Annotated in this window: 23 protein-coding genes; 13 read left to right on the top strand and 10 right to left on the bottom strand. The window is 61.5% G+C overall.

Annotated features, from left to right (window positions below; all coding sequences use genetic code 11):
- Positions 1–4 precede the first annotated feature (4 nt).
- The gene (locus tag ACMGG8_RS15120) at positions 5–754 is read right to left on the bottom strand and encodes an SDR family oxidoreductase (protein WP_060844098.1); all 750 of its coding nucleotides are present in this window, start codon (positions 752–754) and stop codon (positions 5–7) included.
- Between the two features lie 186 nt (positions 755–940).
- Between ACMGG8_RS15120 and tusD the strand changes: the two genes are divergently transcribed.
- From tusD to ACMGG8_RS15090, 6 genes are all read left to right on the top strand, one after another.
- Positions 941–1333, top strand: a complete 393-nt coding sequence (tusD, locus tag ACMGG8_RS15115) for a sulfurtransferase complex subunit TusD (protein ID WP_060840113.1) — start codon at positions 941–943, stop codon at positions 1331–1333.
- Between the two features lies 1 nt (position 1334).
- Positions 1335–1697: a sulfurtransferase complex subunit TusC gene (gene tusC / locus ACMGG8_RS15110; RefSeq protein WP_414159827.1), complete on the top strand. Its 363-nt coding sequence runs from the start codon at positions 1335–1337 to the stop codon at positions 1695–1697.
- Positions 1697–1993, top strand: coding sequence for a sulfurtransferase complex subunit TusB (gene tusB / locus ACMGG8_RS15105; protein WP_414159826.1), 297 nt, complete (start codon positions 1697–1699; stop codon positions 1991–1993). The genes tusC and tusB overlap by 1 nt, the downstream gene beginning before the upstream one ends.
- Positions 1990–2325: a TusE/DsrC/DsvC family sulfur relay protein gene (locus ACMGG8_RS15100; RefSeq protein WP_016966956.1), complete on the top strand. Its 336-nt coding sequence runs from the start codon at positions 1990–1992 to the stop codon at positions 2323–2325. Before tusB ends, ACMGG8_RS15100 begins: the two co-directional genes overlap by 4 nt.
- Positions 2322–3323, top strand: coding sequence for a glycosyl transferase family protein (locus ACMGG8_RS15095; protein ID WP_414159825.1), 1002 nt, complete (start codon positions 2322–2324; stop codon positions 3321–3323). Before ACMGG8_RS15100 ends, ACMGG8_RS15095 begins: the two co-directional genes overlap by 4 nt.
- An 88-nt stretch (positions 3324–3411) precedes the next feature.
- A complete protein-coding gene (locus tag ACMGG8_RS15090) occupies positions 3412–4413 on the top strand; it encodes a glutathione S-transferase family protein (protein WP_414159824.1) in 1002 nt (333 codons plus the stop codon).
- A gap of 71 nt (positions 4414–4484) precedes the next feature.
- Here the strand turns inward: ACMGG8_RS15090 and cysG are convergent, their stop codons facing one another.
- The 6 genes from cysG to ACMGG8_RS15060 form a co-directional block, all read right to left on the bottom strand.
- Positions 4485–5879: a siroheme synthase CysG gene (gene cysG / locus ACMGG8_RS15085; RefSeq protein ID WP_414159823.1), complete on the bottom strand. Its 1395-nt coding sequence runs from the start codon at positions 5877–5879 to the stop codon at positions 4485–4487.
- Positions 5880–7160 carry a serine--tRNA ligase gene (gene serS / locus ACMGG8_RS15080; protein WP_060840119.1) on the bottom strand — a complete coding sequence of 427 codons (1281 nt, stop codon included), beginning with the start codon at positions 7158–7160 and terminating at the stop codon, positions 5880–5882.
- 16 nt (positions 7161–7176) lie between these two features.
- Positions 7177–7551: a fluoride efflux transporter CrcB gene (crcB, locus tag ACMGG8_RS15075; RefSeq protein WP_041119048.1), complete on the bottom strand. Its 375-nt coding sequence runs from the start codon at positions 7549–7551 to the stop codon at positions 7177–7179.
- Positions 7548–8873: a replication-associated recombination protein A gene (locus tag ACMGG8_RS15070; protein WP_414159822.1), complete on the bottom strand. Its 1326-nt coding sequence runs from the start codon at positions 8871–8873 to the stop codon at positions 7548–7550. The genes crcB and ACMGG8_RS15070 overlap by 4 nt, the downstream gene beginning before the upstream one ends.
- Before the next feature lie 33 nt (positions 8874–8906).
- Positions 8907–9530: an outer membrane lipoprotein chaperone LolA gene (gene lolA, locus ACMGG8_RS15065; protein ID WP_011062167.1), complete on the bottom strand. Its 624-nt coding sequence runs from the start codon at positions 9528–9530 to the stop codon at positions 8907–8909.
- A 67-nt stretch (positions 9531–9597) separates the two neighbouring features.
- On the bottom strand, positions 9598–12006 hold the full coding sequence (locus tag ACMGG8_RS15060; RefSeq protein ID WP_060840121.1) for a DNA translocase FtsK: 2409 nt from the start codon (positions 12004–12006) through the stop codon (positions 9598–9600).
- 296 nt (positions 12007–12302) lie between these two features.
- Between ACMGG8_RS15060 and trxB the strand changes: the two genes are divergently transcribed.
- From trxB to infA, 4 genes are all read left to right on the top strand, one after another.
- Positions 12303–13220, top strand: a complete 918-nt coding sequence (gene trxB, locus ACMGG8_RS15055; protein WP_414159821.1) for a thioredoxin-disulfide reductase — start codon at positions 12303–12305, stop codon at positions 13218–13220.
- A gap of 72 nt (positions 13221–13292) precedes the next feature.
- On the top strand, positions 13293–13973 hold the full coding sequence (gene aat, locus ACMGG8_RS15050; protein WP_060844103.1) for a leucyl/phenylalanyl-tRNA--protein transferase: 681 nt from the start codon (positions 13293–13295) through the stop codon (positions 13971–13973).
- Positions 13974–14031: 58 nt separating this feature from the next.
- Positions 14032–14739 (top strand): arginyltransferase, encoded by a 708-nt coding sequence (locus tag ACMGG8_RS15045; RefSeq protein ID WP_060844104.1) that lies wholly within the window; start codon positions 14032–14034, stop codon positions 14737–14739.
- A 100-nt stretch (positions 14740–14839) separates the two neighbouring features.
- The gene (infA, locus tag ACMGG8_RS15040; RefSeq protein WP_002553999.1) at positions 14840–15058 is read left to right on the top strand and encodes a translation initiation factor IF-1; all 219 of its coding nucleotides are present in this window, start codon (positions 14840–14842) and stop codon (positions 15056–15058) included.
- Positions 15059–15183: 125 nt separating this feature from the next.
- Here infA and clpA read toward each other — a convergent pair whose 3' ends face one another.
- On the bottom strand, positions 15184–17454 hold the full coding sequence (clpA, locus tag ACMGG8_RS15035) for an ATP-dependent Clp protease ATP-binding subunit ClpA (RefSeq protein WP_060840125.1): 2271 nt from the start codon (positions 17452–17454) through the stop codon (positions 15184–15186).
- 29 nt (positions 17455–17483) lie between these two features.
- Positions 17484–17846 (bottom strand): ATP-dependent Clp protease adapter ClpS, encoded by a 363-nt coding sequence (clpS, locus tag ACMGG8_RS15030; protein WP_011062173.1) that lies wholly within the window; start codon positions 17844–17846, stop codon positions 17484–17486.
- Between the two features lie 224 nt (positions 17847–18070).
- Here clpS and cspD point away from each other — a divergent pair, with 224 nt between their 5' ends.
- Positions 18071–18328 (top strand): cold shock domain-containing protein CspD, encoded by a 258-nt coding sequence (gene cspD, locus ACMGG8_RS15025; protein ID WP_016964814.1) that lies wholly within the window; start codon positions 18071–18073, stop codon positions 18326–18328.
- Positions 18329–18407: 79 nt separating this feature from the next.
- Here the strand turns inward: cspD and icd are convergent, their stop codons facing one another.
- The gene (gene icd / locus ACMGG8_RS15020; RefSeq protein ID WP_016964815.1) at positions 18408–19664 is read right to left on the bottom strand and encodes an NADP-dependent isocitrate dehydrogenase; all 1257 of its coding nucleotides are present in this window, start codon (positions 19662–19664) and stop codon (positions 18408–18410) included.
- A gap of 505 nt (positions 19665–20169) precedes the next feature.
- Here icd and ACMGG8_RS15015 point away from each other — a divergent pair.
- Both ACMGG8_RS15015 and ACMGG8_RS15010 read left to right on the top strand, forming a co-directional pair.
- A complete protein-coding gene (locus tag ACMGG8_RS15015) occupies positions 20170–22395 on the top strand; it encodes an NADP-dependent isocitrate dehydrogenase (RefSeq protein WP_108545745.1) in 2226 nt (741 codons plus the stop codon).
- A gap of 161 nt (positions 22396–22556) precedes the next feature.
- Positions 22557–23003 (top strand): NUDIX hydrolase, encoded by a 447-nt coding sequence (locus tag ACMGG8_RS15010; protein ID WP_060840127.1) that lies wholly within the window; start codon positions 22557–22559, stop codon positions 23001–23003.
- Positions 23004–23017 lie beyond the last annotated feature (14 nt).

The raw sequence follows: 23017 nt of genomic DNA, 5'->3' as shown, positions 1-23017 counted from the left end.
GCCTTCAGTCGAACAGACCGCCGCTGTCGGTATCGATAACGATCGACGACAGGCTGATGTGCCGTGGTCGAGTCAGGGCGAAGACCACCGCTTCCACCACGTCGCGGTTGGTGCCCTGCTCGCCCTTCTGTCGTGCCGGAACCTGCTGCCAGGCCGGGTCCAGCGGCGAGATGTCTTCCAGATACGGCGGATGCACGCAAAGCGAGCGCACCGGCGTGCCCTTGAGCACCTGGCGCAGACCGTCGGCCAGGGCCAGTTGCCCGTGCTTGGCCGCGTAGAACGGCAGCGACACGCTGTGCAGCGGTGCATTGGGCAGGCCGCTGATGGAGCCGATGGTGACGATGTCCGGGCGCTGCGAGGCCTTGAGCGCCGGCATCAGGCCCTGGGTCAGGAGGAAGGTGCCCGTCAAGGCCGCATCGATCACTCCGGTGACCTCGGCCGCGCTGTGGGGCTGCTCGCTGGCCTCCAGCCACATGGCGCCGTTGTTGATCAGGATGTCCACCCGGGGCTGACGCACATGAATCTCCGCCAGCGCCGCCTTGACGCTCTCGCTGCTGGCCAGATCCACCACCACGCAATCGGCGGCCTGGCCGGTGCGCGTCTCGATCGCCGCGCTCACTTGCGCCAGGGCCTCGGCGTTGCGCCCACAGAGAATCAATTTGCAGCCCAGGTCCGCCAGGCTGATGGCCAGCGCCGCGCCCAGACCACGACCGGCACCGGTGACCACCACCACCGCCGAATTCAACTCCATCATCCCTTGCTCCTTGTCCCAGGTTGATTGAAGGCGCGAGTCTATCCCTCGCCCCTGGGTTTGGGGCCAGGCAAAGCTTTACCCGATATGTCCCGGGCTTGCCACGCCTGAGCCTTCGGGGCGAAAGGGGTTTAGCCGATCCACGGAGAAAGCTTTATCATGGCCGCAGTTTTATCCATCGAGTCCGTCATGAAGTTCGCCATCGCCCTGTTCTCTGCCGCTCATGCGCCTTCCTCGCGCCGCGCCCTGCTGTTCGCCCAGGCGGCGCTGGCGGGCGGGCATGAGATTGTCCGGCTGTTTTTCTATCAGGACGGCGTGCACAACGCTGCCAACAGTGTCGTCACGCCCCAGGACGAACAAGACCTGCCCCGGGAATGGCGCGAATTTGTCGAGCAGCATCAGCTCGATGGCGTGGTGTGCATCGCCGCCGCCCTACGCCGGGGTGTGTTGAACGCCGACGAAGCCCAGCGCTATCAGCGCACGGCGGTGAACGTCGAGGCGCCCTGGGAACTGTCGGGGCTCGGCCAGTTGCATGACGCGGTACAGGCCGCCGACCGCCTGATCTGTTTTGGAGGGGCGTGAGATGGCCAAATCCCTGTTGTTGATCAGCCGTCAGGCGCCCTGGTCCGGCCCTGGTGCCCGGGAGGCCCTGGACATCGTCCTGGCCGGCGGCGCCTTCGACCTGCCGATCGGCCTGCTGTTTCTCGACGATGGCGTGCTGCAACTGGCGCCGGGGCAACAGGCTTCGCTGCTGCGGCAAAAGGACCTGAGCGCCAATCTGCAGGCGCTGTCGCTGTTCGGCGTCGACGAACTGTTTGCCTGCAGCGCCAGCCTCGCTGCTCGTGGTCTGGACCCGGCAACCTTGAGCCTTGACGCGGTGCAGTTGCTGGACGCCCCGGAAATGGCCGGGATCATCGACCGTTTTGACCAGGTGATTACCCTCTGATGTCGACCTTGCATGTGTTGTCCCACTCACCCTTCACCGACACCCGCCTGAGCAGCTGCCTGCGCCTGCTGGGCAGCAGCGACGGCCTGCTGCTGTGCGGCGATGCCGCCTATGCGCTGCAGCCGGGCACCACTCTTTACGGCGAACTGGGCGCCCGCAGCGGCCTGATGCTGTATGTGCTGGAAGAGGACTTGCAAGCCCGGGGCCTGGCCCTGCCGACCTGGGCCAAGGCGGTGGATTACCCAGGCTTCGTCGACCTGTCGATTGAGCATGACAAGGTCAATACCTGGCTATGAGTACCCTGACTGTGGGCGCTCGCGCCATCGAACTGGACAAGGACGGTTACCTGGTCAATCTCGACGACTGGTCCGCCGACGTAGCCCAAGCCCTGGCCGCCAACGAAGAGCTGGAGCTGAGCGCGGAGCATTGGGAAATCCTCGAACTGCTGCAGGGCTTCTATAAAGAGTTCCAGCTGTCCCCGGCCACCCGCCCGCTGATCAAGTACACCGCCCTCAAGCTGGGCCCGGACAAGGGCAACAGCCTGCACCTGAACCGACTGTTCAAGGGCACCCCCGCCAAACTTGCCGCCAAGCTGGCGGGCCTGCCGAAGCCGACCAATTGCCTATGAACGATTTCGCCCCCCTGCTCACCCAGACCCCGCCAGAGCATCCCTTCGCCCAGTTCGTGCGCATCCTTGGCAAGGGCAAGCGTGGTGCGCGCAACCTGACCCGGGAAGAAGCCCGGGAGGCCATGGGCATGCTGCTGGACGACAAGGTGGAGGACACCCAGCTGGGCGCCTTTCTCATGCTGCTGCGGCACAAGGAAGAAAGTCCGGAAGAGCTGGCAGGCTTCACCGAGGCCTTGCGCCAGCGCCTGAACGCCCCTGCGATCCAGCTAGACCTCGACTGGCCGACCTACGCCGGCAAGAAGCGCCATCTGCCCTGGTACCTGCTGGCGGCCAAGTGCCTGGCGCAGAACGGCGTGCGCATCCTGCTCCACGGCGGCGGCGCCCATACCGCCGGGCGCCTGTACACCGAGCAGTTGCTCGAGCCCCTGGGGATTCCCCTGTGCCGTGACTGGCCATCGGTCAGCCAGGCACTGGACCAGGGCAACCTGGCCTTCATGCCTCTGGGCGACTGGGCGCCGCAACTGCAGCGCATGATCGATTTGCGCAACATCCTCGGCCTGCGTTCGCCAATCCACTCCCTGGCGCGCCTGCTAAACCCCCTGGGCGCCCGTTGCGGCCTGCAGAGCATCTTCCACCCCGGTTACCAGGCAGTGCACCGCGATGCCAGCGGCCTGCTGGGGGACAACGTCATCGTGATCAAGGGCGATGGCGGCGAGATCGAGATCAACCCGGACACCACCAGCCATCTGTACGGCAGCACCGGCGGCGTCAGTTGGGACGAGGAATGGCCGGCGCTGTCGGCCCAGCGCCATGTCAAACCGGCCAGCCTGGATCCCGAGAACCTCAAGGCGCTGTGGCGCGGTGATGTTGAGGACAGTTACCCGCAACTGGCGCTGCTGGCCACTATGGCTCTGGCCCTGCGCGGCCTGGGCGCGCCGCGGGAGCAGGCCTTCGCGCTGGCCCAGCAGTATTGGGATGCCCGGGACAGATCGATTTAATCGATCAAAACCGCCCACGCTTTGCGCTTTTTGTTCGAACCCAGGGGCATAGACTGCACTCCAACGCACAATAGCTGAGGAGCATTCCATGGGACTGCTGATCGATGGGCGCTGGCATGACCAGTGGTACGAAAGCGGCAAGGACGGCGCCTTCCAACGGGAACAGGCGCAACGCCGGCACTGGGTCACCGCCGATGGCCGCCCGGGCCCCAGCGGCGAAGGCGGCTTTGCCGCCGAGGCCGGGCGCTACCACCTGTATGTCTCCCTGGCCTGCCCCTGGGCCCACCGCACCCTGATCCTGCGCAAGCTCAAAGGGTTGGAACAGTTGATCGACGTCTCGGTGGTCAGCTGGCTGATGCGCGAGCACGGCTGGACCTTCGACAGCGCCTACGGCTCCAGCGGCGACGCACTGGATCACTTCGACTACATGCACCAGCGCTACACCGCCGACAGCGCTGACTACACCGGCCGCGTCACCGTGCCGGTGCTGTGGGACAAGCAGCAACAGCGCATCGTCAGCAACGAGTCGGCGGAGATCATCCGCATGTTCAACAGCGCCTTCGACGGCCTGACCGGCAACGCCCTGGACTTCTACCCGCAGCCGTTGCGCGCACGCATCGATGAACTCAACGCACGCATCTACCCCGCGCTGAACAATGGCGTGTACCGCGCCGGGTTCGCCACGTCACAACAGGCCTATGAGATGGCGTTCGATGATGTCTTTGCCGAGCTGGATGCTTTGGAAGCGTTACTGGGAAAACAACGCTACTTGGCTGGCGAGTACCTGACCGAAGCCGATGTGCGGCTGTTCACCACGCTGATCCGTTTCGATGCGGTGTACCACGGCCACTTCAAGTGCAACCTGCGGCGGATGGCCGATTACCCCAACCTGTCGAACTGGCTGCGGGAGCTGTATCAGTGGCCGGGAATTGCCGAAACGGTGGATTTCGCCCATATCAAGGGGCACTACTACGCCAGCCATCGCACCATCAATCCGACCGGGATCGTGCCAAAGGGGCCGTTGCAGGACTTCAGTCGCGGCCATGATCGGCAACGGTTGAGCGGGATGGGGGTGTGGTGCAGGGGGTGAGGACGCTTTCGCCGGCAAGCCGGCTCCTACAACAGTGGGATCTGTAGGAGCCGGCTTGCCGGCGAAGCTTTTCAGACCTCGGACTGGGCGCCTTCGAACCAGGCCAGCTTCTCGCGCAGCTGGACCACTTCGCCAACGATCACCAGGGTCGGCGCGTGCACTTCGTGCTCCGCCACCAGCGCCGGCAGGTTGGCCAGGGTACCGGTGAACACTCGCTGGTTGCTGGTGGTGCCCTGCTGAACCAGCGCTGCCGGCGTGTCGGCGCTGCGCCCGTGCTGGATCAGTTGCTCGCAGATGGTCGGCAGACCTACCAGGCCCATGTAGAACACCAGGGTCTGGGCCGGTGCCACCAGGTCGCTCCAGGGCAGGTTGCTGGTGCCGTCCTTGAGGTGACCTGTGACGAAACGCACCGACTGCGCGTAGTCGCGGTGAGTCAGGGGAATCCCGGCGTAGGCCGAGCAACCGCTGGCTGCGGTAATCCCCGGCACCACCTGGAACGGAATGCCGTGGGCCGCCAGCTCTTCGATCTCTTCGCCGCCCCGGCCAAAGATGAACGGATCGCCACCCTTGAGCCGCACCACACGCTTGCCTTGCCGGGCCAGGTTCACCAGTTGCTGGTTGATCTGCTCCTGAGGCACGGCGTGGTCGGCGCGACGCTTGCCGACGTAGATGCGTTCGGCGTCGCGGCGGCACAGGTCGAGAATCGCCGGCGCCACCAGACGGTCGTAGAGCACCACGTCGGCCTGTTGCATCAGGCGCAGGGCGCGGAAGGTCAGCAGGTCCGGATCACCCGGGCCCGCGCCGACCAGATACACCTCGCCCGGCGCGTGGGGCGCCTTGCCGGCAATCTTGGCCTGCAACAGACGCTCGGCTTCAGCGCCCTGCCCCGCCAGCTGGCGATCAGCGATGGGGCCCTGGAATACATCCTCCCAGAACGCCCGGCGCTGCTGCACATCCGGAAACAGGCCTTTGACCTGAGCCCGAAAACGCGCCGCCAACCCGGCCAACTGGCCGTAGGTGGAAGGAATCCAGGTTTCCAGCTTGGCCCGGATCAACCGCGCCAGCACCGGCGCATCGCCGCCGCTGGACACCGCGATGACCAGCGGCGAACGGTCGACGATGGCGGGAAAGATCACGCTGCACAGGGCCGGCGCGTCCACCACGTTGACCGGGACGCAACGCCGACGGGCATCGGCGGAGACCTGGGCATTGAGGGATTCGTCGTCGGTGGCGGCGATGATCAGGGTGCAGCCGTCGAGGTCGGCCTCGACATAACCGCGCAGCAGGGACTCACCGCCGCTGGCGACGATCAGTTCCTGCAATTGCGCTTCTATTTCAGGCGCGACCACTCGCAGCTGCGCACCGGCATCGGCCAGCAGACGGGATTTGCGCAAGGCAATCTCCCCTCCACCGACCACCAACACACGACTGCCGCGAAGGTTGTGAAACAGCGGCAGATATTCCATTTAGCCGATGACCTCAAGACCACCCATGTATGGCTTCAGTACGTCCGGCACGCGGATCGAACCGTCGGCCTGCTGGTAGTTCTCCAGCACCGCCACCAGGGTGCGGCCCACGGCCAGGCCGGAACCGTTGAGGGTGTGCACCAGCTCAGGCTTGCCGGTTTCCGGGTTACGGAAGCGCGCCTGCATGCGCCGGGCCTGGAAGTCGCCGCAGTTGGAGCACGAGGAGATCTCGCGGTATTTGTCCTGGCTCGGCACCCAGACTTCCAGGTCGTAGGTCTTGAGCGCGCTGAAGCCCATGTCGCCGGTGCACAGGGCCAGTACGCGGTACGGCAGTTGCAGCAGTTGCAGGACCTTTTCGGCGTTGGCGGTCAGGCCTTCCAGGGCTTCCATGGAAGTCGACGGCTCAACCACCTGGACCATCTCGACCTTGTCGAACTGGTGCTGGCGGATCATGCCGCGAGTGTCGCGACCCGAAGCACCGGCTTCACTGCGGAAGCACGGCGTATGGGCGACGAACTTCAGCGGCAGTTGCTTGGCGTCGAGGATCTCGCCGGCGACGATGTTGGTCAGGGACACTTCGGCGGTCGGGATCAGGTACAGATCGGCTTCGCCTTCGCGAGTGATCTTGAACAGGTCTTCCTCGAACTTCGGCAGCTGGCTGGTGCCCACCAGGGCCGGGGCCTGTACCAGATACGGGGTGTAGGCCTCTTCGTAGCCGTGCTCGCCGGTGTGCAGGTTGATCATGAACTGCGCCAGGGCGCGGTGCAGACGGGCGATCGGGCCGCGCAACAGGGCGAAGCGCGCGCCGGACAGCTTGGCGGCGGTCTCAAAGTCCAGCCAGCCGTGGGTTTCGCCCAGGGCCACGTGATCCTTGATCGGGAAGTCGAAGGTGGTCGGAGTGCCCCAGCGGCGCACTTCAACGTTGCCGTCCTCGTCTTCACCGACCGGCACCGATTCGTGAGGCAGGTTGGGAATGCCGAACAGGATCGAGTCCAGTTCGCTCTGGATGTTTTCCAGCTCGGCCTTGCCGGTGCTCAGCTCGTTCCCCATGCGCTCAACGTCGGCCATCAGCGGGGCGATGTCTTCGCCGCGTTGCTTGGCCTGACCGATGGACTTGGAGCGCGCGTTACGTTCAGCCTGCAGTTGCTCGGTGCGGGTCTGCACGGTCTTGCGCTGTTCTTCCAGCGCTTCGATGCGTGCCACATCCAGGGCAAAGCCGCGGGATGCCAGACGATCCGCTACGTCCTGGAGGTTGCTACGTAACAGTTTGGAATCGAGCATGTCGTTCTCTCGTTTATCAAAGTTTGGTCAAGGACAGGCCGGCCCAGGTAGCAAGCAGCCCGCCGAATACGCTCAGTGCCGCGTAGCCCAGGGCCAGCGCCACTTGTCCGCTTTCCAGCAGACGCACGGTATCCAGTGAAAAGGATGAAAAAGTCGTCAGGCCACCGAGGAAGCCCACTATCAATCCGGCACGCACTTCGATCGGCACTTCCGGACGGACCAGGAACAGTCCGTACAACACGCCGATCAGCAGGCAGCCCACGATATTAACGGCCAGCGTCGCGGTATAGAAGTGCCGCGGCCAATTGGCGTTGATCCAGTTGCCCGTGGTGAAACGCAACAGGGTACCGGCCACGCCACCGGCGGAGACTGCGAGGATCAGGGGGATCACGGTTTTCTCCGCTGCAAGGGGCTGGCCCGGTCCAGGGCGGCCAGGTGCTTGAGCTTCTCGCCGATCTTCAGTTCCAGGCCACGGGGCACCGGCTGGTAGAGCGGCAATGGCTCCAGCTCTTCAGGAAAATAGTCTTCGCCAGCGGCGTAGGCATCCGGCTCGTCATGGGCGTAGCGGTATTCGTCGCCGTAACCCAACTGCTTCATCAGCTTGGTCGTGGCGTTGCGCAGGTGAATCGGCACCTCCAGCGAACCGTGTTCGGCAGCGGCGCGCATGGCGGCCTTGAAGCCCATGTACACGGCGTTGCTCTTCGGCGCGCAGGCAAGGTAGGTGATGGCCTGGGCCACCGCCAGCTCGCCTTCGGGGCTGCCCAGGCGCTCCTGCACATCCCAGGCCGCCAGGCACAGGCTCAGCGCCCGCGGGTCGGCGTTGCCGATGTCCTCGCTGGCCATGCGCACCACGCGCCGGGCCAGGTACAGCGGGTCGCATCCGCCGTCGAGCATGCGCGCAAACCAGTACAGGGCGCCGTCGGGGTTGGAGCCGCGCACCGATTTGTGCAACGCGGAAATCTGGTCGTAGAAGGCTTCGCCGCCCTTGTCGAAACGCCGACGGGTATCCCCCAGCAGGCTTTGCAACAGATCAACGCCGATCTCGCCGCCGTCTTCGGCCAGGTCCGAGGCGTTTTCCAGCAGGTTGAGCATGCGCCGGCCATCGCCATCGGCCGCCGACAGCAGCATCTGGAAGCCTTCATCGCTGAGCCTCAACTGGCGCTTGCCCAGCCCCCGCTCTTCAGTCAGGGCACGCTGTACCAGGCTGCCCAGGGCGGTTTCATCCAGACTCTTAAGCACATACACCCGCGCTCGGGAGAGCAAGGCATTGTTGAGTTCGAAGGATGGGTTTTCCGTGGTGGCGCCGATAAAGATCAACGTGCCGTCTTCCACGTAGGGCAGGAAGGCATCCTGTTGCGACTTGTTGAAACGATGCACTTCATCGACAAACAGAATGGTCCGCCGACCGTATTGCCCGGCCTGCTGCTTGGCGATTTCCACCGCCTGGCGGATCTCCTTGACCCCGGCCAGCACCGCCGAGACGGTTTCGAAGTGAGCATCCGAGACTTCCGCCAGCAGCCGCGCCAGGGTGGTCTTGCCGACCCCGGGCGGGCCCCAGAAGATCATCGAATGCAGGGCGCCCTGCTCCAGGGCCTCGCGCAGCGGCTTGCCCCGGGCCAGCAGGTGCTGCTGACCGACGTACTCGTCCAGGTTGGTGGCACGCAAGCGTGCGGCCAGTGGCTGGGCGATCGGGGCACTACGAAACAGGTCCATGGACTACCTTCGAAACCTTGCGGTTGCGGCTGCTTACTCTTGGATCACATCGGCACCCTTGGGGATGTCGAACTTGAACTTGGACGCCGGGATCGCTTCGTTGGCCTTGACCCCGGTGAACAGGATATTGGTGCGCTGGCCGACGCTGTCGATCAACTGCATGTCGTTGATCATGCCGTTGCGGAACGACAGGCGCAGGCTGTCGAACAGGGTGTCGCGGGTTTTCGGCTTGAGGGTGAAGTCCATCACGCCACCGGCTTCCTTGGAGGTGATGTCGAAGCTTTCGCTGATCTTCGACACGTCACCGGACAACAGCAGGGCCGGAGTCTGGGTCAGGCGCTGGTCGAGTTTCTTGATGGTCACCTGCTCCAGGTCCGGGTCCCACAGCGAGACTTTCTGACCATCGGAAACCATCAGCTGCTCTTGCGGCGCATCGGTGTGCCAGTAGAACAGGCCAGGACGCTGCAGGGACATCTCGCCAGCGGTTTCCTGCAATTGGGTGCCGCTGCCGTCCAGGGTCAGCTGTGAGAAACGCGCAGTCAGGGTCTGGGACTTTTCCAGCAACTGGGTCAGGCGCGCCACGTCTTTGGGGTCGGCGTGGGCCGACAAGGTGGTCACAGCCAGTACCGGCAGCAGCAACATGCGAATCAGGCGCATGGAATTCCTCATAAATTGAATGGGTAGGCGAGCGGCGTGACCTCACGCCGCTGAAAACGAAACGGGATCAGTCGCGCATCGGGCCCGGCGCCAGCACTTCGCGGGAGCCGTTGGTGTTCATCGCCGTCACCACCCCGGCCATTTCCATGGCCTCGATCATCCGGGCGGCACGGTTGTAGCCAATCTTCAGCTTGCGCTGTACCGCCGAGATCGAGGCCCGGCGGCTTTCCAGGACGAACTGCACGGCTTCGTCGTACAGCGCGTCGGCTTCCGGATCATCACCGTCGCCACCGCCGCTGCTGCCTTCGAAGCCACTGCCCGCCTCTTCGACACCGTTGAGGATGTCGTCGTTGTATTCCGGCGCGCCGCGCAGTTTCCAGGCTTCCACCACGCGGTGCACTTCATCGTCGGAGACGAAGGCGCCGTGGACGCGGATCGGCAGGCTGGTGCCAGGCGGCATGTAGAGCATGTCACCGTGACCCAGCAGCTGTTCGGCGCCGCCCTGGTCGATGATGGTCCGCGAGTCGATCTTGCTCGACACCTGGAACGCCATGCGGGTCGGGATGTTGGCCTTGATCAGGCCGGTGATCACGTCCACCGACGGCCGCTGGGTCGCGAGGATCAGGTGGATACCGGCGGCCCGGGCCTTCTGGGCGATACGGGCGATCAGCTCTTCGACCTTCTTGCCGACGATCATCATCATGTCGGCGAATTCGTCCACCACCACGACGATGGTCGGCAACTTGGTCAGCAGCGGCGCTTCGTCGTGGATGCTTTCGCGGTTGTACAGCGGATCGGCCAGTGGTGTGCCGGCGTCGATGGCTTCCTTGACCTTGGCGTTGAAGCCCGAAAGGTTGCGCACCCCCATCTTGGCCATCAGCTTGTAGCGCCGCTCCATCTCCGCCACGCTCCAGCGCAGGGCGTTGGCTGCGTCCTTCATGTCGGTGACCACCGGGCACAGCAGGTGCGGAATGCCTTCGTAGATCGACAGTTCGAGCATCTTCGGGTCGATCATGATCAGCTTGGCGTCTTCCGGGCCGGACTTGAACAGGATCGACAGGATCATCGCGTTGACCCCCACCGACTTACCGGAACCGGTGGTACCGGCCACCAGCAGGTGAGGCATTTTCGCCAGGTCGGTGATGATCGGCTTGCCGCCGATGTCATGGCCCAGGGCCAGGGTGACCGGGGATTTGAAGTTGTCGTATTCCGGGGTCGAGAGCACTTCGGAGAAACGCACGATCTGCCGGTCTTCGTTGGGAATCTCGATGCCGACGGTGGTCTTGCCGGGGATCACTTCCACCACCCGCACGCTGGTCACGGCCAGGGAACGGGCCAAGTCCTTGGCCAGGTTGGCGATACGGCTGACTTTCACCCCCGCTGCCGGCTGGATTTCGTAACGGGTAATCACCGGGCCCGGATGGATCGAGTCCACCGCGACCTCGACGCCGAATTCCTTGAGCTTGATTTCCAGCAGGTGACCGACGGCGGCCAGGGATTCGGGCGAATAATTGAGCTGCTTCTTTTCCGCCGGATCAAGAATCGAGATCGGCGGCAAGGTGCCTTCCACCGCGCTGTCGACGAACAGCGGCGCCTGCTTTTCTTTCTGCACGCGCTTGCTGGGCTCGGGCGGTTTGACCGCTACCGGCGTGATCACCGGCGGCACCTGCTTCTCGCGCTCGGACATGTGCTTGCTCAAGGCCTGCTCGCGCTCAATCAGACGCTCCTTGACCTTGGCCTGCTCGCGCTTGTCGGCGATGTTCGGGGTCACGACTTCATCGACCCGAGCATCCACCTCGCGCAGCTGCGCCACCAGTTGCTTGCGCTCCACGCGGGCATCCCACCAGCGATTGGCCGCGCCCTGGAACAGCTCGAACAGGTCGAGAGTGATCTTGCCGGTGACGTCCATCACCTTGAACCAGGACAGGTCGGTAAATACCGTCAGACCGAACAGGAACAGGGCAATGAACATCAGGGTACTGCCCTGCACGTTCAGGGCATTCTTGGCCAGGTCACCCAGGCTTTCGCCCAGGGCACCACCGGCACCGGCAGGCAGGCCGGTGGGGGCATGAAAATGGATATGGGCCAGCGCAGCGCCGGACAGCACCAGGAACACCAGGCCGATCAGTCGCCAGGAAAACAGCCAGCCGCTCCACTGCCAGGGCTCATGACGCTGACGGAAGATCTGATAGGTCTTGATCGCCAACAGCAGCGGGAAGATATAAGCGAAATAACCCAACACCATAAACAGGATATCGGCGCTGTAAGAACCGGCGGGCCCACCGAAGTTCTGCACATCTTCGATCTTGCTGTTATGACTCCAACCCGGATCATCTTTACCGTAGGTCAGAAGTGCCATCATCAAAAACAGGCACAGGGCTCCAATGGCGATCAATGCACCTTCCTTGAGCCGGTAGTGCAATTGCTGACGCCAGAGCGGAACAACAGGTTTAGGTGCTGCGGTGGATTTCTTCAAAACGCGTCTTTTCCTGCGCCATAAGCGCGTCCAACGGGTGATTGACTAACAAGATACTGCTCAATCCGAGCAGGTAAATAAAGTTGACCGGCCTAACTGGGGCTACTTTTAACACTCTGCCCCTTGCTTCTGAAACGGTGCAATTCTGAATAAGCCTGGTACATCGTCGTATTGTACGGGTTTGTTCACACCATGCCACGTCAGAACAGTCTGTTAAGCATAGTCAATTGCGTGATACGCACTGTTCAATTGGAGCATGCATTCTCTTTTGTGACAAAGGCTTATGAGGTGTTTTTATGAACCAAGCACAGCATTCCCGCCTGATCATTCTGGGCTCCGGTCCAGCCGGTTACAGCGCCGCCGTCTACGCCGCCCGCGCCAACCTCAAACCCACGGTTATTACCGGCCTGCAAGCCGGCGGACAACTGACCACCACCACCGAAGTGGACAACTGGCCCGGCGATGTCGAAGGCCTGACCGGACCCGTATTGATGGAGCGCATGCAGAGGCACGCCGAGCGCTTCGATACCCAGATCGTCTATGACCACATTCACACCGCTCAGTTGCAGCAGCGCCCCTTTATCCTCATCGGCGACAGTGGCACCTACAGTTGCGACGCGCTGATCATCGCCACCGGCGCATCGGCGCAGTACCTGGGCCTGCCCTCGGAGGAAGCGTTTGCCGGCAAAGGGGTTTCCGCCTGCGCCACTTGCGACGGCTTCTTCTATCGCAATCAGGTGGTGGCAGTGGTCGGTGGCGGCAATACCGCCAAGGAAGTGCATCTGGTGCACCGCCGCGACAAGCTTCGCGCGGAGAAAATCCTTCAGGACAAGCTGTTCGACAAGGCCGCCAACGGCAATATTCGCCTGCACTGGAACCAGCACCTGCAGGAAGTGCTGGGGGATGCCAGCGGCGTGACCGGTGCCCGCCTCAAGGACAGCCACAGCGGAGCCACCAAGGACCTGGCGTTGGCTGGGGTATTTATCGCCATCGGTCACAAACCCAATACCGACCTGTTCCAGGGGCAACTGGAAATGCGTGACGGCTATCTGCTGGTCAAGGGCGGCAACGAAGGCGACGCCACCGCTACCGGCATCCCGGGAGTATTCGCTGCCGGCGACGTGGCCGATCACGTCTATCGCCAAGCCATTACTTCTGCGGGCGCTGGCTGCATGGCAGCCCTGGATGCGGAAAAATTCCTCGACGACCACTAACCCCTCGCCCTACGCTTGTGGCGGGCCAACATTGACCCGCCACCGCCCTCCCCTGCCACAAGTCTGGATACCATGCTGACCTGGTTACAACGCAACAACCTTGCCTTCCCCCCTCTGGAAAAAGCCATGCGCGAGCCCAACGGGCTGCTGGCTGCGGGCGGTGATCTATCGGCCGACCGCCTGGTCCAGGCCTATCGTCATGGCTGTTTTCCCTGGTTTTCTGAAGGCCAACCCATCCTCTGGTGGTCTCCTGATCCGCGCACCGTACTCTTCCCTGATGAGCTGCATGTGTCCCGCAGCCTGGGCAAGCTGCTGCGCAAACAGCGCTATGAAGTGACCTTTGACCAGGATTTCGCTGCCGTGATCAGCGCCTGTGCAGCCCCCCGCGCCTATGCCGACGGCACCTGGATCAGCGAAGCCATGCAGCAGGCTTATCAGCAACTGCACCAACGCGGCCACGCTCACTCGGTGGAAGTCTGGGATCAGGGCGAGCTGGTAGGCGGCCTTTATGGTCTGGCCATGGGGCAGTTGTTCTTTGGCGAGTCGATGTTCAGCCGCGCCGATAATGCTTCGAAATTCGGCTTCGCGACCCTGGTACAACACCTGAAGGCGTGGGGTTTTGTGCTGATCGACTGCCAGATGCCCACCGAGCACTTGCACAGTCTGGGGGCGAGATCCATTACCCGAGCGGAATTCGCCGACTACCTCAAGCGGCATCTGGATCAGCCGAGCCGCGCCACATGGGTTTCCTAGGCGGGTTTGACGGCGGTGGCTTACACTTAATTTCAAAGCTTATTCCGAGGGTTGACTCATGACCGAGTTGGCGCGCCTGAAGTTTTATGCCACTCAACCCCACTCTTGCAGCTACCTGCCCGACGAACAGGCCACTACCCTGTTCCTCGATCCCAGCCAGCCCATGGACGTGCACGTTTATGCGGACCTGTCGGAAATGGGCTTTCGCCGCAGTGGAGATCACCTGTACCGGCCGCACTGCCAGAATTGCAACGCTTGTGTGCCGGCGCGCATCCCCGTGGCGCAATTCCTGCCCAACCGTCAACAAAAGCGCATCCTCAAACGCAACAGCGATCTGCGGGTACAAGCGGCCAAACCGGCATTCAGCGAAGAATATTTCGAGCTGTATCAACGCTATATCGAGCAACGTCACGCCGATGGCGACATGTTCCCTCCCAGCCGCGACCAGTTCTCGACCTTTCTGGTACGCGACCTGCCCTTCTCGCGCTTCTATGAATTCCGCCTGGACGGTCGCCTGCTGGCAGTAGCGGTCACCGACCTGCTGCCCAATGGCCTTTCTGCGGTCTACACCTTCTATGAGCCCGACGAAGAGCGCCGCAGCCTGGGGCGTTATGCGATTCTCTGGCAAATCGGCGAAACCCTGCGCCAGGGCCTGGACGCGGTGTACCTCGGCTACTGGATCAAAAACTGCAAAAAGATGAGCTACAAGACCCAATATCGCCCCATAGAGCTACTGGTTAACCAGAGATGGGTGATCCTCAACTAGAAGGTCTTGGCTTAAACCCCACTTTTCGGGCACAATGCACGCCGCTTTTGCCTGGCGCAGTTGCACCGGGCCATTCATTGGATACCGAGGGCTTTACTGCATGTCGAAAGAAGACAGCTTCGAAATGGAAGGCACTGTCGTCGACACCCTGCCCAACACCATGTTTCGCGTGGAGTTGGAAAATGGGCACGTCGTAACCGCGCATATTTCCGGCAAGATGCGCAAGAACTACATTCGTATTCTTACCGGTGACAAAGTGCGCGTCGAGCTGACGCCCTATGACTTGAGCAAAGGTCGGATCACTTACCGCGCTCGCTAAGCAAGTCAATACAAGACGCCCGGTTATGCCGGGCGTTTTTGTTCGTCTCGAATAAACCGGCAAACCCCAGATAGCACAAAGGCACCCTCCGGTGCCTTTGGCGGTACTGCTGCGTTATGCGGCCATCAAGCCATTTCCGCCGTGGTTTCGAAATCGAAGGTCAACTCGCCATCCTTGATGTCGATGTGCACCACACCGCCATGGTCGGACAATTCGCCAAACAGGATCTCCTCGGCCAGGGGACGCTTGATCTTGTCCTGGATCAAACGCGCCATCGGACGCGCACCCATCGTCACGTCGTAACCACCGGCAGCCAGCCAGCTGCGAGCGGCATCGGTCACTTCCAACTGCACGCGCTTGTCTTCCAGTTGCGCTTGAAGCTCGGTAAGGAACTTGTCCACCACGCTCTTGATCACTTCATGGCTCAGGCGACCGAACTGGATAATGGTGTCCAGACGGTTGCGGAACTCCGGCGTGAAGCTCTTCTTGATCACTTCCATGGCATCGGAAGAATGATCCTGATGAGTGAAACCTATGGAGGCTCGCGCCGCGGTTTCAGCACCGGCGTTGGTGGTCATGATGAGGATGACATTGCGGAAATCCGCCTTGCGCCCGTTGTTGTCGGTCAGGGTGCCGTGATCCATCACCTGCAGCAGCAGGTTGAAAACTTCCGGATGAGCCTTCTCGATTTCATCGAGCAGCAACACGCAATGTGGCTGCTTGGTGATCGCTTCGGTCAGCAAACCGCCCTGATCAAAACCAACATAGCCGGGAGGCGCACCAATCAGACGCGAGACTGTGTGCCGCTCCATGTACTCGGACATGTCGAAGCGCACCAACTCGATCCCCATGGCCTTGGCCAATTGCCGGGCCGCCTCGGTCTTGCCGACACCGGTAGGACCGGCGAACAGGAAGGAACCGACTGGCTTGTCCGGGGATTTCAGGCCGGCACGGGACAGCTTGATCGCCGTGGACAGCGAATCAATCGCCGCATCCTGACCGAACACCGTCAACTTGAGATCGCGCTCAAGGTTGCGCAGCAACTCTTTATCGGAGCTGGTGACGTGTTTTGGTGGAATCCGGGCAATTTTCGCCACGATGTCTTCAACCTGGGCCACTTCAATGCGCTTCACGCGCTTATCAACCGGCTGCAGGCGCTGATAGGCACCCGCCTCGTCAATCACATCAATGGCCTTGTCAGGCATGTGCCGGTCATTGATGTAGCGCGAGGCCAGCTCCGCAGCGGCACGCAGCGCCTCATCACTGTATTCGATACTGTGATGCTGTTCGAAACGCCCCTTGAGACCGCGCAGGATGCCGATGGTGTCTTCAACCGAGGGCTCGGACACGTCGACTTTCTGGAAGCGCCGCGCCAGGGCGCGATCCTTCTCGAAAATGCCACGGAACTCCTGAAACGTGGTCGAACCGATGCAGCGGATGTCACCCGAAGACAGCAATGGCTTGAGCAGGTTCGAGGCATCCATCACCCCACCGGACGCCGCACCGGCACCGATGATGGTATGGATTTCATCGATGAACAGGATCGCCTGAGGGCGTTTTTTCAACTCGCTCAGCAACGCCTTGAAGCGCTTCTCGAAGTCGCCACGGTATTTGGTACCCGCCAGCAATGCCCCGAGGTCCAGGGAGTAGACCACGCTGTTGGTCAGCAGGTCCGGAACCTGATTGTCGACGATACGCTTGGCCAGGCCTTCGGCAATCGCGGTCTTGCCCACGCCCGCTTCACCCACCAGCAACGGGTTGTTCTTGCGCCGACGAGCCAGGATCTGGGCTACACGCTCCACTTCCTGCTCACGCCCTACCAGCGGATCAATGCGCCCCTGACGGGCCAGCTCGTTGAGATTGCTGGCATAGGCATCCAGGGGATTACTCGAAGAAGACGACTCACCACCCTCTTCATCCTGCATATCCTGTTCACCTTCAGAATGATCGCCATGCCCAGGCACCTTGGAGATGCCGTGGGCGATGTAATTGACCACATCGATACGGGCGACGCTCTGCTGCTTGAGCAGGAACACCGCCTGACTCTCTTGCTCACTGAAGATGGCCACCAGCACATTGGCGCCAGTGACTTCACGCTTGCCCGAGCTCTGGACGTGAAAGACAGCACGCTGCAGCACACGCTGGAAACCCAGGGTCGGCTGAGTCTCGCGATCCTCGTCATGGACCGGGATCAGCGGCGTGGTGGAGTCGATGAACTCCTGCAGGTCGTGCTTGAGTTTGTCGAGGTTTGCTCCGCAGGCACGTAAAACGGTGGCGGCGGCCTCATTATCCAAAAGAGCCAACAGAAGGTGCTCGACGGTCATGAACTCATGACGCTTCGAACGGGCCTCCTTGAAGGCGAGATTGAGGGTGACTTCGAGCTCGCGGTTTAACATAGCTTCACCTCATACCCAAGTGGTCGGCGTTAACCGTCCTTCTCGATTTCACAGAGTAGCGGATGCTGGCTTTCCCGGGCGTACTGGTTGACCTGCATGGCCTTTGTCTCGGCGATGTCGCGGGTAAACAATCCACACACTGCCCGCCCTTCTGTATGGACGGCCAGCATGACCTTGGTCGCCAGCTCGCGATTCAGGTTAAAAAACATCTCGAGCACTTCGACGACGAAATCCATCGGGGTGTAGTCATCGTTGAACAAAACCACCTTGTACATCGGCGGCGCCTGTAATGCAGGCTTAGCTTCCTGTACAGCCAAGCCAGCGGAATCGTCGTCGTGCAAGTCCGGGCGATCCTGATTGAATGTTAGTCGAATCTGGCTGATTGCATGCATGGAAAGAAAGGTTCGTCAGTTGTGCAAATACAGTGGTGGGGGCGCTCTGGATGGAATTCAACTCCGACCGCCGGGTCACCTTGACTATCGGCAAAACGGTGTTACAACCAATAGGGCCCACATTGGGTAATAAACGTCCGCGGCGTCAACCTTTTTACCAAGCTTGGCGGCGGATGAACTGGATGATACTCCAGTGATGGAGTCTGTTGCAGAGGGATATGAGTATGGCTAGCGGTAAGGTCAAGTGGTTCAACAATGCCAAGGGTTATGGCTTTATTAATGAGGAGGGCAAGACGGATGATCTGTTTGCCCATTACTCGGCCATCGAGATGGATGGCTACAAGACCTTGAAAGCCGGACAGGCTGTGAGCTTCGAGATCATCCAGGGCCCCAAGGGCCTGCATGCGGTCAAAATCAGCGCCTTGAAGGTGCCCGGTGAAATCATCCCCGCCGAGGCGCAACCTGAAAGCGCCTTGAGCTGATACACCCAACATCCAGTGATAAAAAAACCGGCCGACTCAAGGGATTGAGTCGGCCGGTTTGCTTTGCGCGCGGTTGCGCTTACATATGCGAGATCAGCGCATCGCCGAAGGCCGAGGAAGACAGCAGGGTCGCACCCTCCATCAGACGCTCGAAGTCATAGGTCACAGTCTTGGCCGAAATCGCGCCGTTGGTGCCCTTGATAATGAGGTCCGCCGCCTCGGTCCAACCCATGTGACGCAACATCATCTCCGCAGAGAGAATCAGCGAGCCCGGGTTGACCTGATCCTTGCCGGCATACTTGGGCGCAGTACCGTGGGTTGCCTCGAACATGGCCACGGTATCGGACAGGTTGGCACCTGGAGCGATACCAATGCCGCCCACTTCCGCCGCCAGGGCGTCGGACAGATAGTCACCGTTGAGATTCAGAGTGGCGATCACATCGTATTCCGCCGGACGCAGCAGGATCTGCTGGAGCATGGCATCGGCGATGGCATCCTTAACGATGACGTTCTTGCCGGTTTTCGGGTTCTTGAACTGCATCCACGGACCGCCGTCCAACAGGGTTGCGCCGAACTCTTCGGCCGCCACTTCATAGGCCCATTCTTTGAAGGCACCTTCGGTGAACTTCATGATGTTGCCCTTGTGGACGATGGTCAGCGAATCACGATCGTTATCCACTACATATTGCAGCGCCTTGCGCGCCAGACGCTTGGTGCCCTGCAGGGAAACCGGCTTGACACCGATGCCGCAGTTTTCGTCGAAACGGATCTTGGTGACACCCATTTCTTCTTTAAGGAACTTGATGACCTTGGTGGCTTCTGCCGAACCGGCCTTCCACTCGATACCGGCGTAAATGTCTTCGGAGTTTTCACGGAAGATGGTCATGTCCACATCACCCGGCTTTTTCACCGGGCTGGGCACGCCTTCGAACCAGCGTACCGGGCGCAGGCACACGTAAAGATCGAGTTGCTGACGCAGGGCCACGTTCAGGGAACGGATACCGCCACCGACCGGAGTGGTCAGCGGGCCCTTGATGGAAACCACGTAATCCTTCACTGCGTCCAGGGTTTCCTGAGGAAGCCAGGTGTCCTGGTCGTACACTTGAGTCGCTTTTTCCCCGGCATACACTTCCATCCAGGAAATCTTGCGTTCGCCGCCGTAAGCCTTCTTAACCGCAGCATCGACAACCTTGATCATGACCGGGCTGATATCAACACCAATACCGTCGCCTTCGATGAAAGGAATAATCGGGTTGTTAGGAACATTGAGAGAATGGTCTGCGTTGACGGTGATTTTGTCGCCGACTGCTGGAACCTGAATCTTCTTGTATCCCATGCTGAACTCCGTTGTGTGGATTGAACATCTGGCTGCGTTCGAGCGTAACCCAGTTGAATCTGGACGGGAACCTCATGTTCCACCCATATGCCGTGAAAGCTTTACGGTTCGCGGCCTACAAGCCTGAATGCAAAGGGAAAAGTGCCAAATTCGAGCACAGCCAGCGACTCTACGCCTGCACCCCGCCTGCGACCTTTAGACCAATGGACGAGCACCGGTACCTATGAAGCAACGGCGCTTTGCTAGCTACCTATGTATAATGCCGCCGCTGACCATAGAGTCACGACGGCCGAACGCTCTGCTACCGAAGAAAACAAGCCGAGACCGGCCGCCCAAAGCCGGGTTGTTACCGCAGCCCACCCGCTTGACGCTCGACTGATGCACCCAACATCACCGCGAAGAAACCTCGACATTCGGCTCATGGATGACCTTTGAACGAAAGCGCTTACCCGGCGCACCTCGAGTTTCTGCGCACGCTTTAGCAAAGAAGAGAGTTAATCCGAATATGCCCACCCGCTCGAAGATCATCTATACCTTCACCGACGAAGCTCCGGCCCTCGCCACCTATTCCCTGCTGCCTATCGTAGAAGCCTTCACCGCTTCGGCTGATATCGCCGTGGAAACCCGCGACATCTCCCTGGCCGGCCGCATCCTCGCCAGCTTCCCTGAGCAGTTGGGTGCCAAAGCGGTGCCGGACCACCTCGCCGAACTGGGCGAACTGGCCGTCACCCCAGAAGCCAACATCATCAAGCTGCCGAACATCAGCGCCTCGGTACCGCAGCTGCAAGCCGCGATCAAGGAACTGCAGGCCCAGGGCTACGCCCTGCCGGACTACCCGGAAACCGTGACCAGCGACGCCGACAAAGACGCCAAGGCGCGCTACGACAAGGTCAAGGGCAGCGCCGTGAACCCGGTCCTGCGTGAAGGCAACTCCGACCGCCGCGCTCCGCTGTCGGTGAAGAACTACGCGCGCAAGCACCCGCACAAGATGGGCGCCTGGGCCAAGGACTCCAAGTCTCACGTTGCCCACATGAGCAACGGCGACTTCTACGGCAGCGAAAAAGCCGCGCTGATCGAAGCCGCAGACAGCGTCAAGATCGAGCTGATCGCCCAAGACGGCACCGCCACCGTCCTGAAACAAAAGACCACCGTGCAAGCTGGTGAGATCCTCGACTGCGCCGTGATGAGCAAAAAGGCCCTGCGCGCCTTCATCGCCGCTGAAATCGAAGACGCCAAGAAACAAGGCGTACTGCTGTCGGTGCACCTCAAGGCCACCATGATGAAGGTCTCCGACCCGATCATGTTCGGCCAGATCGTTGCCGAGTTCTATCAGGACGCCCTGAGCAAGCACGCCGCCGTGCTGCAGGAAATCGGCTTCAACCTGAACAACGGCATTGGCGACCTGTACGCCCGCATCAAGGCCCTGCCAGCCGAGCAGCAAGCCGCGATCGAAGCCGACATCCAGGCGGTCTACGCTGCACGCCCTGCCCTGGCCATGGTCAACTCCGACAAAGGCATCACCAACCTGCACGTACCGAGCGACGTGATCGTCGACGCCTCGATGCCGGCCATGATCCGTGACTCCGGCAAGATGTGGGGCACCGACGGCCAACTGCACGACACCAAGGCCGTGATCCCGGACCGTTGCTACGCCACCATCTACCAGGCCGTGATCGAAGACTGCAAAGCCAATGGCGCGTTCGATCCGACCACCATGGGCAGCGTGCCAAACGTCGGCCTGATGGCGAAAAAAGCCGAAGAATACGGCTCCCACGACAAGACCTTCGAAATCAAGGCTGACGGCGTGGTTCGCGTGACCGACAGCCAAGGCAAGCTGCTGCTGGAGCAGAAAGTCGAAGCCGGCGACATCTTCCGCATGTGCCAGACCAAGGACGCGCCGATCCAGGACTGGGTCAAGCTCGCCGTCAACCGCGCCCGTGCCAGCAGCACCCCGGCGATTTTCTGGCTGGACCCGATGCGCGCCCACGACGGCGTGATGATCGAGAAAGTTCAGGCCTACCTGAAGGATCACGACACCAGCGATCTGGACATCCGCATCATGTCCCCGGTCGAAGCCATGAAGTTCACCCTGGCCCGCACCCGCGACGGCAAGGACACCATCTCGGTGACCGGCAACGTACTGCGCGACTACCTGACCGACCTGTTCCCGATCATGGAGCTGGGCACCAGCGCCAAGATGCTGTCGATCGTGCCGCTGATGAACGGTGGTGGCCTGTTCGAAACCGGCGCCGGCGGTTCGGCTCCGAAGCATGTGCAACAGCTGCTGGAAGAGAACTTCCTGCGCTGGGATTCCCTGGGTGAGTTCCTGGCCCTGGCCGCCTCCCTGGAGCACCTGGGCAACACCTACAACAACCCGAAAGCCCTGGTACTGGCCAAGACCCTGGACCAGGCCACCGGCCAGTTCCTCGACAACAACAAGTCGCCATCGCGCAAAGTCGGCAACATCGACAACCGCGGCAGCCACTTCTACCTGGCGCTGTACTGGGCACAAGCCCTGGCCGCCCAGACCGAGGACGCTGCCCTGCAAGCGCAGTTCAGCCCTCTGGCCAAGACCCTGACCGAGAACGAAGCGACCATCGTCGCCGAGCTCAACGCCGTACAGGGCAAGCCCGTGGACATCGGCGGCTACTACAGCGCCAACCCTGAGCTGGTGAGCAAGGCCATGCGCCCGAGCGCCACCCTCAACGCGGCCATCGCTGCGCTGGTGTAAGCACGAGCGAACACACAAACCCCGGCCTAGCGCCGGGGTTTGTGCTTCTGGGCCCACTAGGAGCCAGCTTGCCGGTGAACGCCTCTACGCCGGACATGCGGCGCTCGCTTCGCCGGCAAGCCGGCTCCTACAATGCTTCCCCCTTATAAAGGAGTGCCTTTATGGAATGGCAACCCCATATCACTGTCGCCACCATCGTCGAGGACCAGGGCCGCTTCCTGTTCGTCGAGGAGTACTCGGGCGAACACGCCGTGCTCAACCAGCCCGCCGGGCACCTGGACGCCAATGAAAGCCTGCTCCAGGCGGCCATCCGCGAAACCCTGGAGGAAACCGGCTGGGACGTGGAGTTGACCGGCGTGGTCGGCATCTACCTGTACACCGCCCCCAGCAACGGCGTGACCTACCAGCGCGTGTGCTTTGCCGCCAAAGCGCTGCGCCACCGTCCGGACTATCAGCTGGATGACGGCATCATCGGCCCACGCTGGCTGAGCCGCGAGCAACTGCTGGAACAGCGCGCCCACTGGCGCAGCGAGCTGATCCTGCAATGCCTGGACGATTACCTGGACGGCCAGTTGCACAGCCTGGCGCTGATCCGACCAATGCTTTAACCGCAGTTTTAGCC

The organism is Pseudomonas sp. BNK-45, from assembly GCF_047456255.1.
Lineage (GTDB): Bacteria > Pseudomonadota > Gammaproteobacteria > Pseudomonadales > Pseudomonadaceae > Aquipseudomonas.
This window is presented reverse-complemented; position numbering and strand designations above follow the sequence as displayed.

Coding starts and splice junctions, on each gene's coding strand:
- ACMGG8_RS15120 (WP_060844098.1), bottom strand. CDS start 754: ATGATGGAGTTGAATTCGGCGGTGGTGGTGGTCACCGGTGCCGGTCGT.
- tusD (WP_060840113.1), top strand. CDS start 941: ATGAAGTTCGCCATCGCCCTGTTCTCTGCCGCTCATGCGCCTTCCTCG.
- tusC (WP_414159827.1), top strand. CDS start 1,335: ATGGCCAAATCCCTGTTGTTGATCAGCCGTCAGGCGCCCTGGTCCGGC.
- tusB (WP_414159826.1), top strand. CDS start 1,697: ATGTCGACCTTGCATGTGTTGTCCCACTCACCCTTCACCGACACCCGC.
- ACMGG8_RS15100 (WP_016966956.1), top strand. CDS start 1,990: ATGAGTACCCTGACTGTGGGCGCTCGCGCCATCGAACTGGACAAGGAC.
- ACMGG8_RS15095 (WP_414159825.1), top strand. CDS start 2,322: ATGAACGATTTCGCCCCCCTGCTCACCCAGACCCCGCCAGAGCATCCC.
- ACMGG8_RS15090 (WP_414159824.1), top strand. CDS start 3,412: ATGGGACTGCTGATCGATGGGCGCTGGCATGACCAGTGGTACGAAAGC.
- cysG (WP_414159823.1), bottom strand. CDS start 5,879: ATGGAATATCTGCCGCTGTTTCACAACCTTCGCGGCAGTCGTGTGTTG.
- serS (WP_060840119.1), bottom strand. CDS start 7,160: ATGCTCGATTCCAAACTGTTACGTAGCAACCTCCAGGACGTAGCGGAT.
- ACMGG8_RS15070 (WP_414159822.1), bottom strand. CDS start 8,873: ATGGACCTGTTTCGTAGTGCCCCGATCGCCCAGCCACTGGCCGCACGC.
- lolA (WP_011062167.1), bottom strand. CDS start 9,530: ATGCGCCTGATTCGCATGTTGCTGCTGCCGGTACTGGCTGTGACCACC.
- trxB (WP_414159821.1), top strand. CDS start 12,303: ATGAACCAAGCACAGCATTCCCGCCTGATCATTCTGGGCTCCGGTCCA.
- aat (WP_060844103.1), top strand. CDS start 13,293: ATGCTGACCTGGTTACAACGCAACAACCTTGCCTTCCCCCCTCTGGAA.
- ACMGG8_RS15045 (WP_060844104.1), top strand. CDS start 14,032: ATGACCGAGTTGGCGCGCCTGAAGTTTTATGCCACTCAACCCCACTCT.
- infA (WP_002553999.1), top strand. CDS start 14,840: ATGTCGAAAGAAGACAGCTTCGAAATGGAAGGCACTGTCGTCGACACC.
- clpA (WP_060840125.1), bottom strand. CDS start 17,454: ATGTTAAACCGCGAGCTCGAAGTCACCCTCAATCTCGCCTTCAAGGAG.
- clpS (WP_011062173.1), bottom strand. CDS start 17,846: ATGCATGCAATCAGCCAGATTCGACTAACATTCAATCAGGATCGCCCG.
- cspD (WP_016964814.1), top strand. CDS start 18,071: ATGGCTAGCGGTAAGGTCAAGTGGTTCAACAATGCCAAGGGTTATGGC.
- icd (WP_016964815.1), bottom strand. CDS start 19,664: ATGGGATACAAGAAGATTCAGGTTCCAGCAGTCGGCGACAAAATCACC.
- ACMGG8_RS15015 (WP_108545745.1), top strand. CDS start 20,170: ATGCCCACCCGCTCGAAGATCATCTATACCTTCACCGACGAAGCTCCG.
- ACMGG8_RS15010 (WP_060840127.1), top strand. CDS start 22,557: ATGGAATGGCAACCCCATATCACTGTCGCCACCATCGTCGAGGACCAG.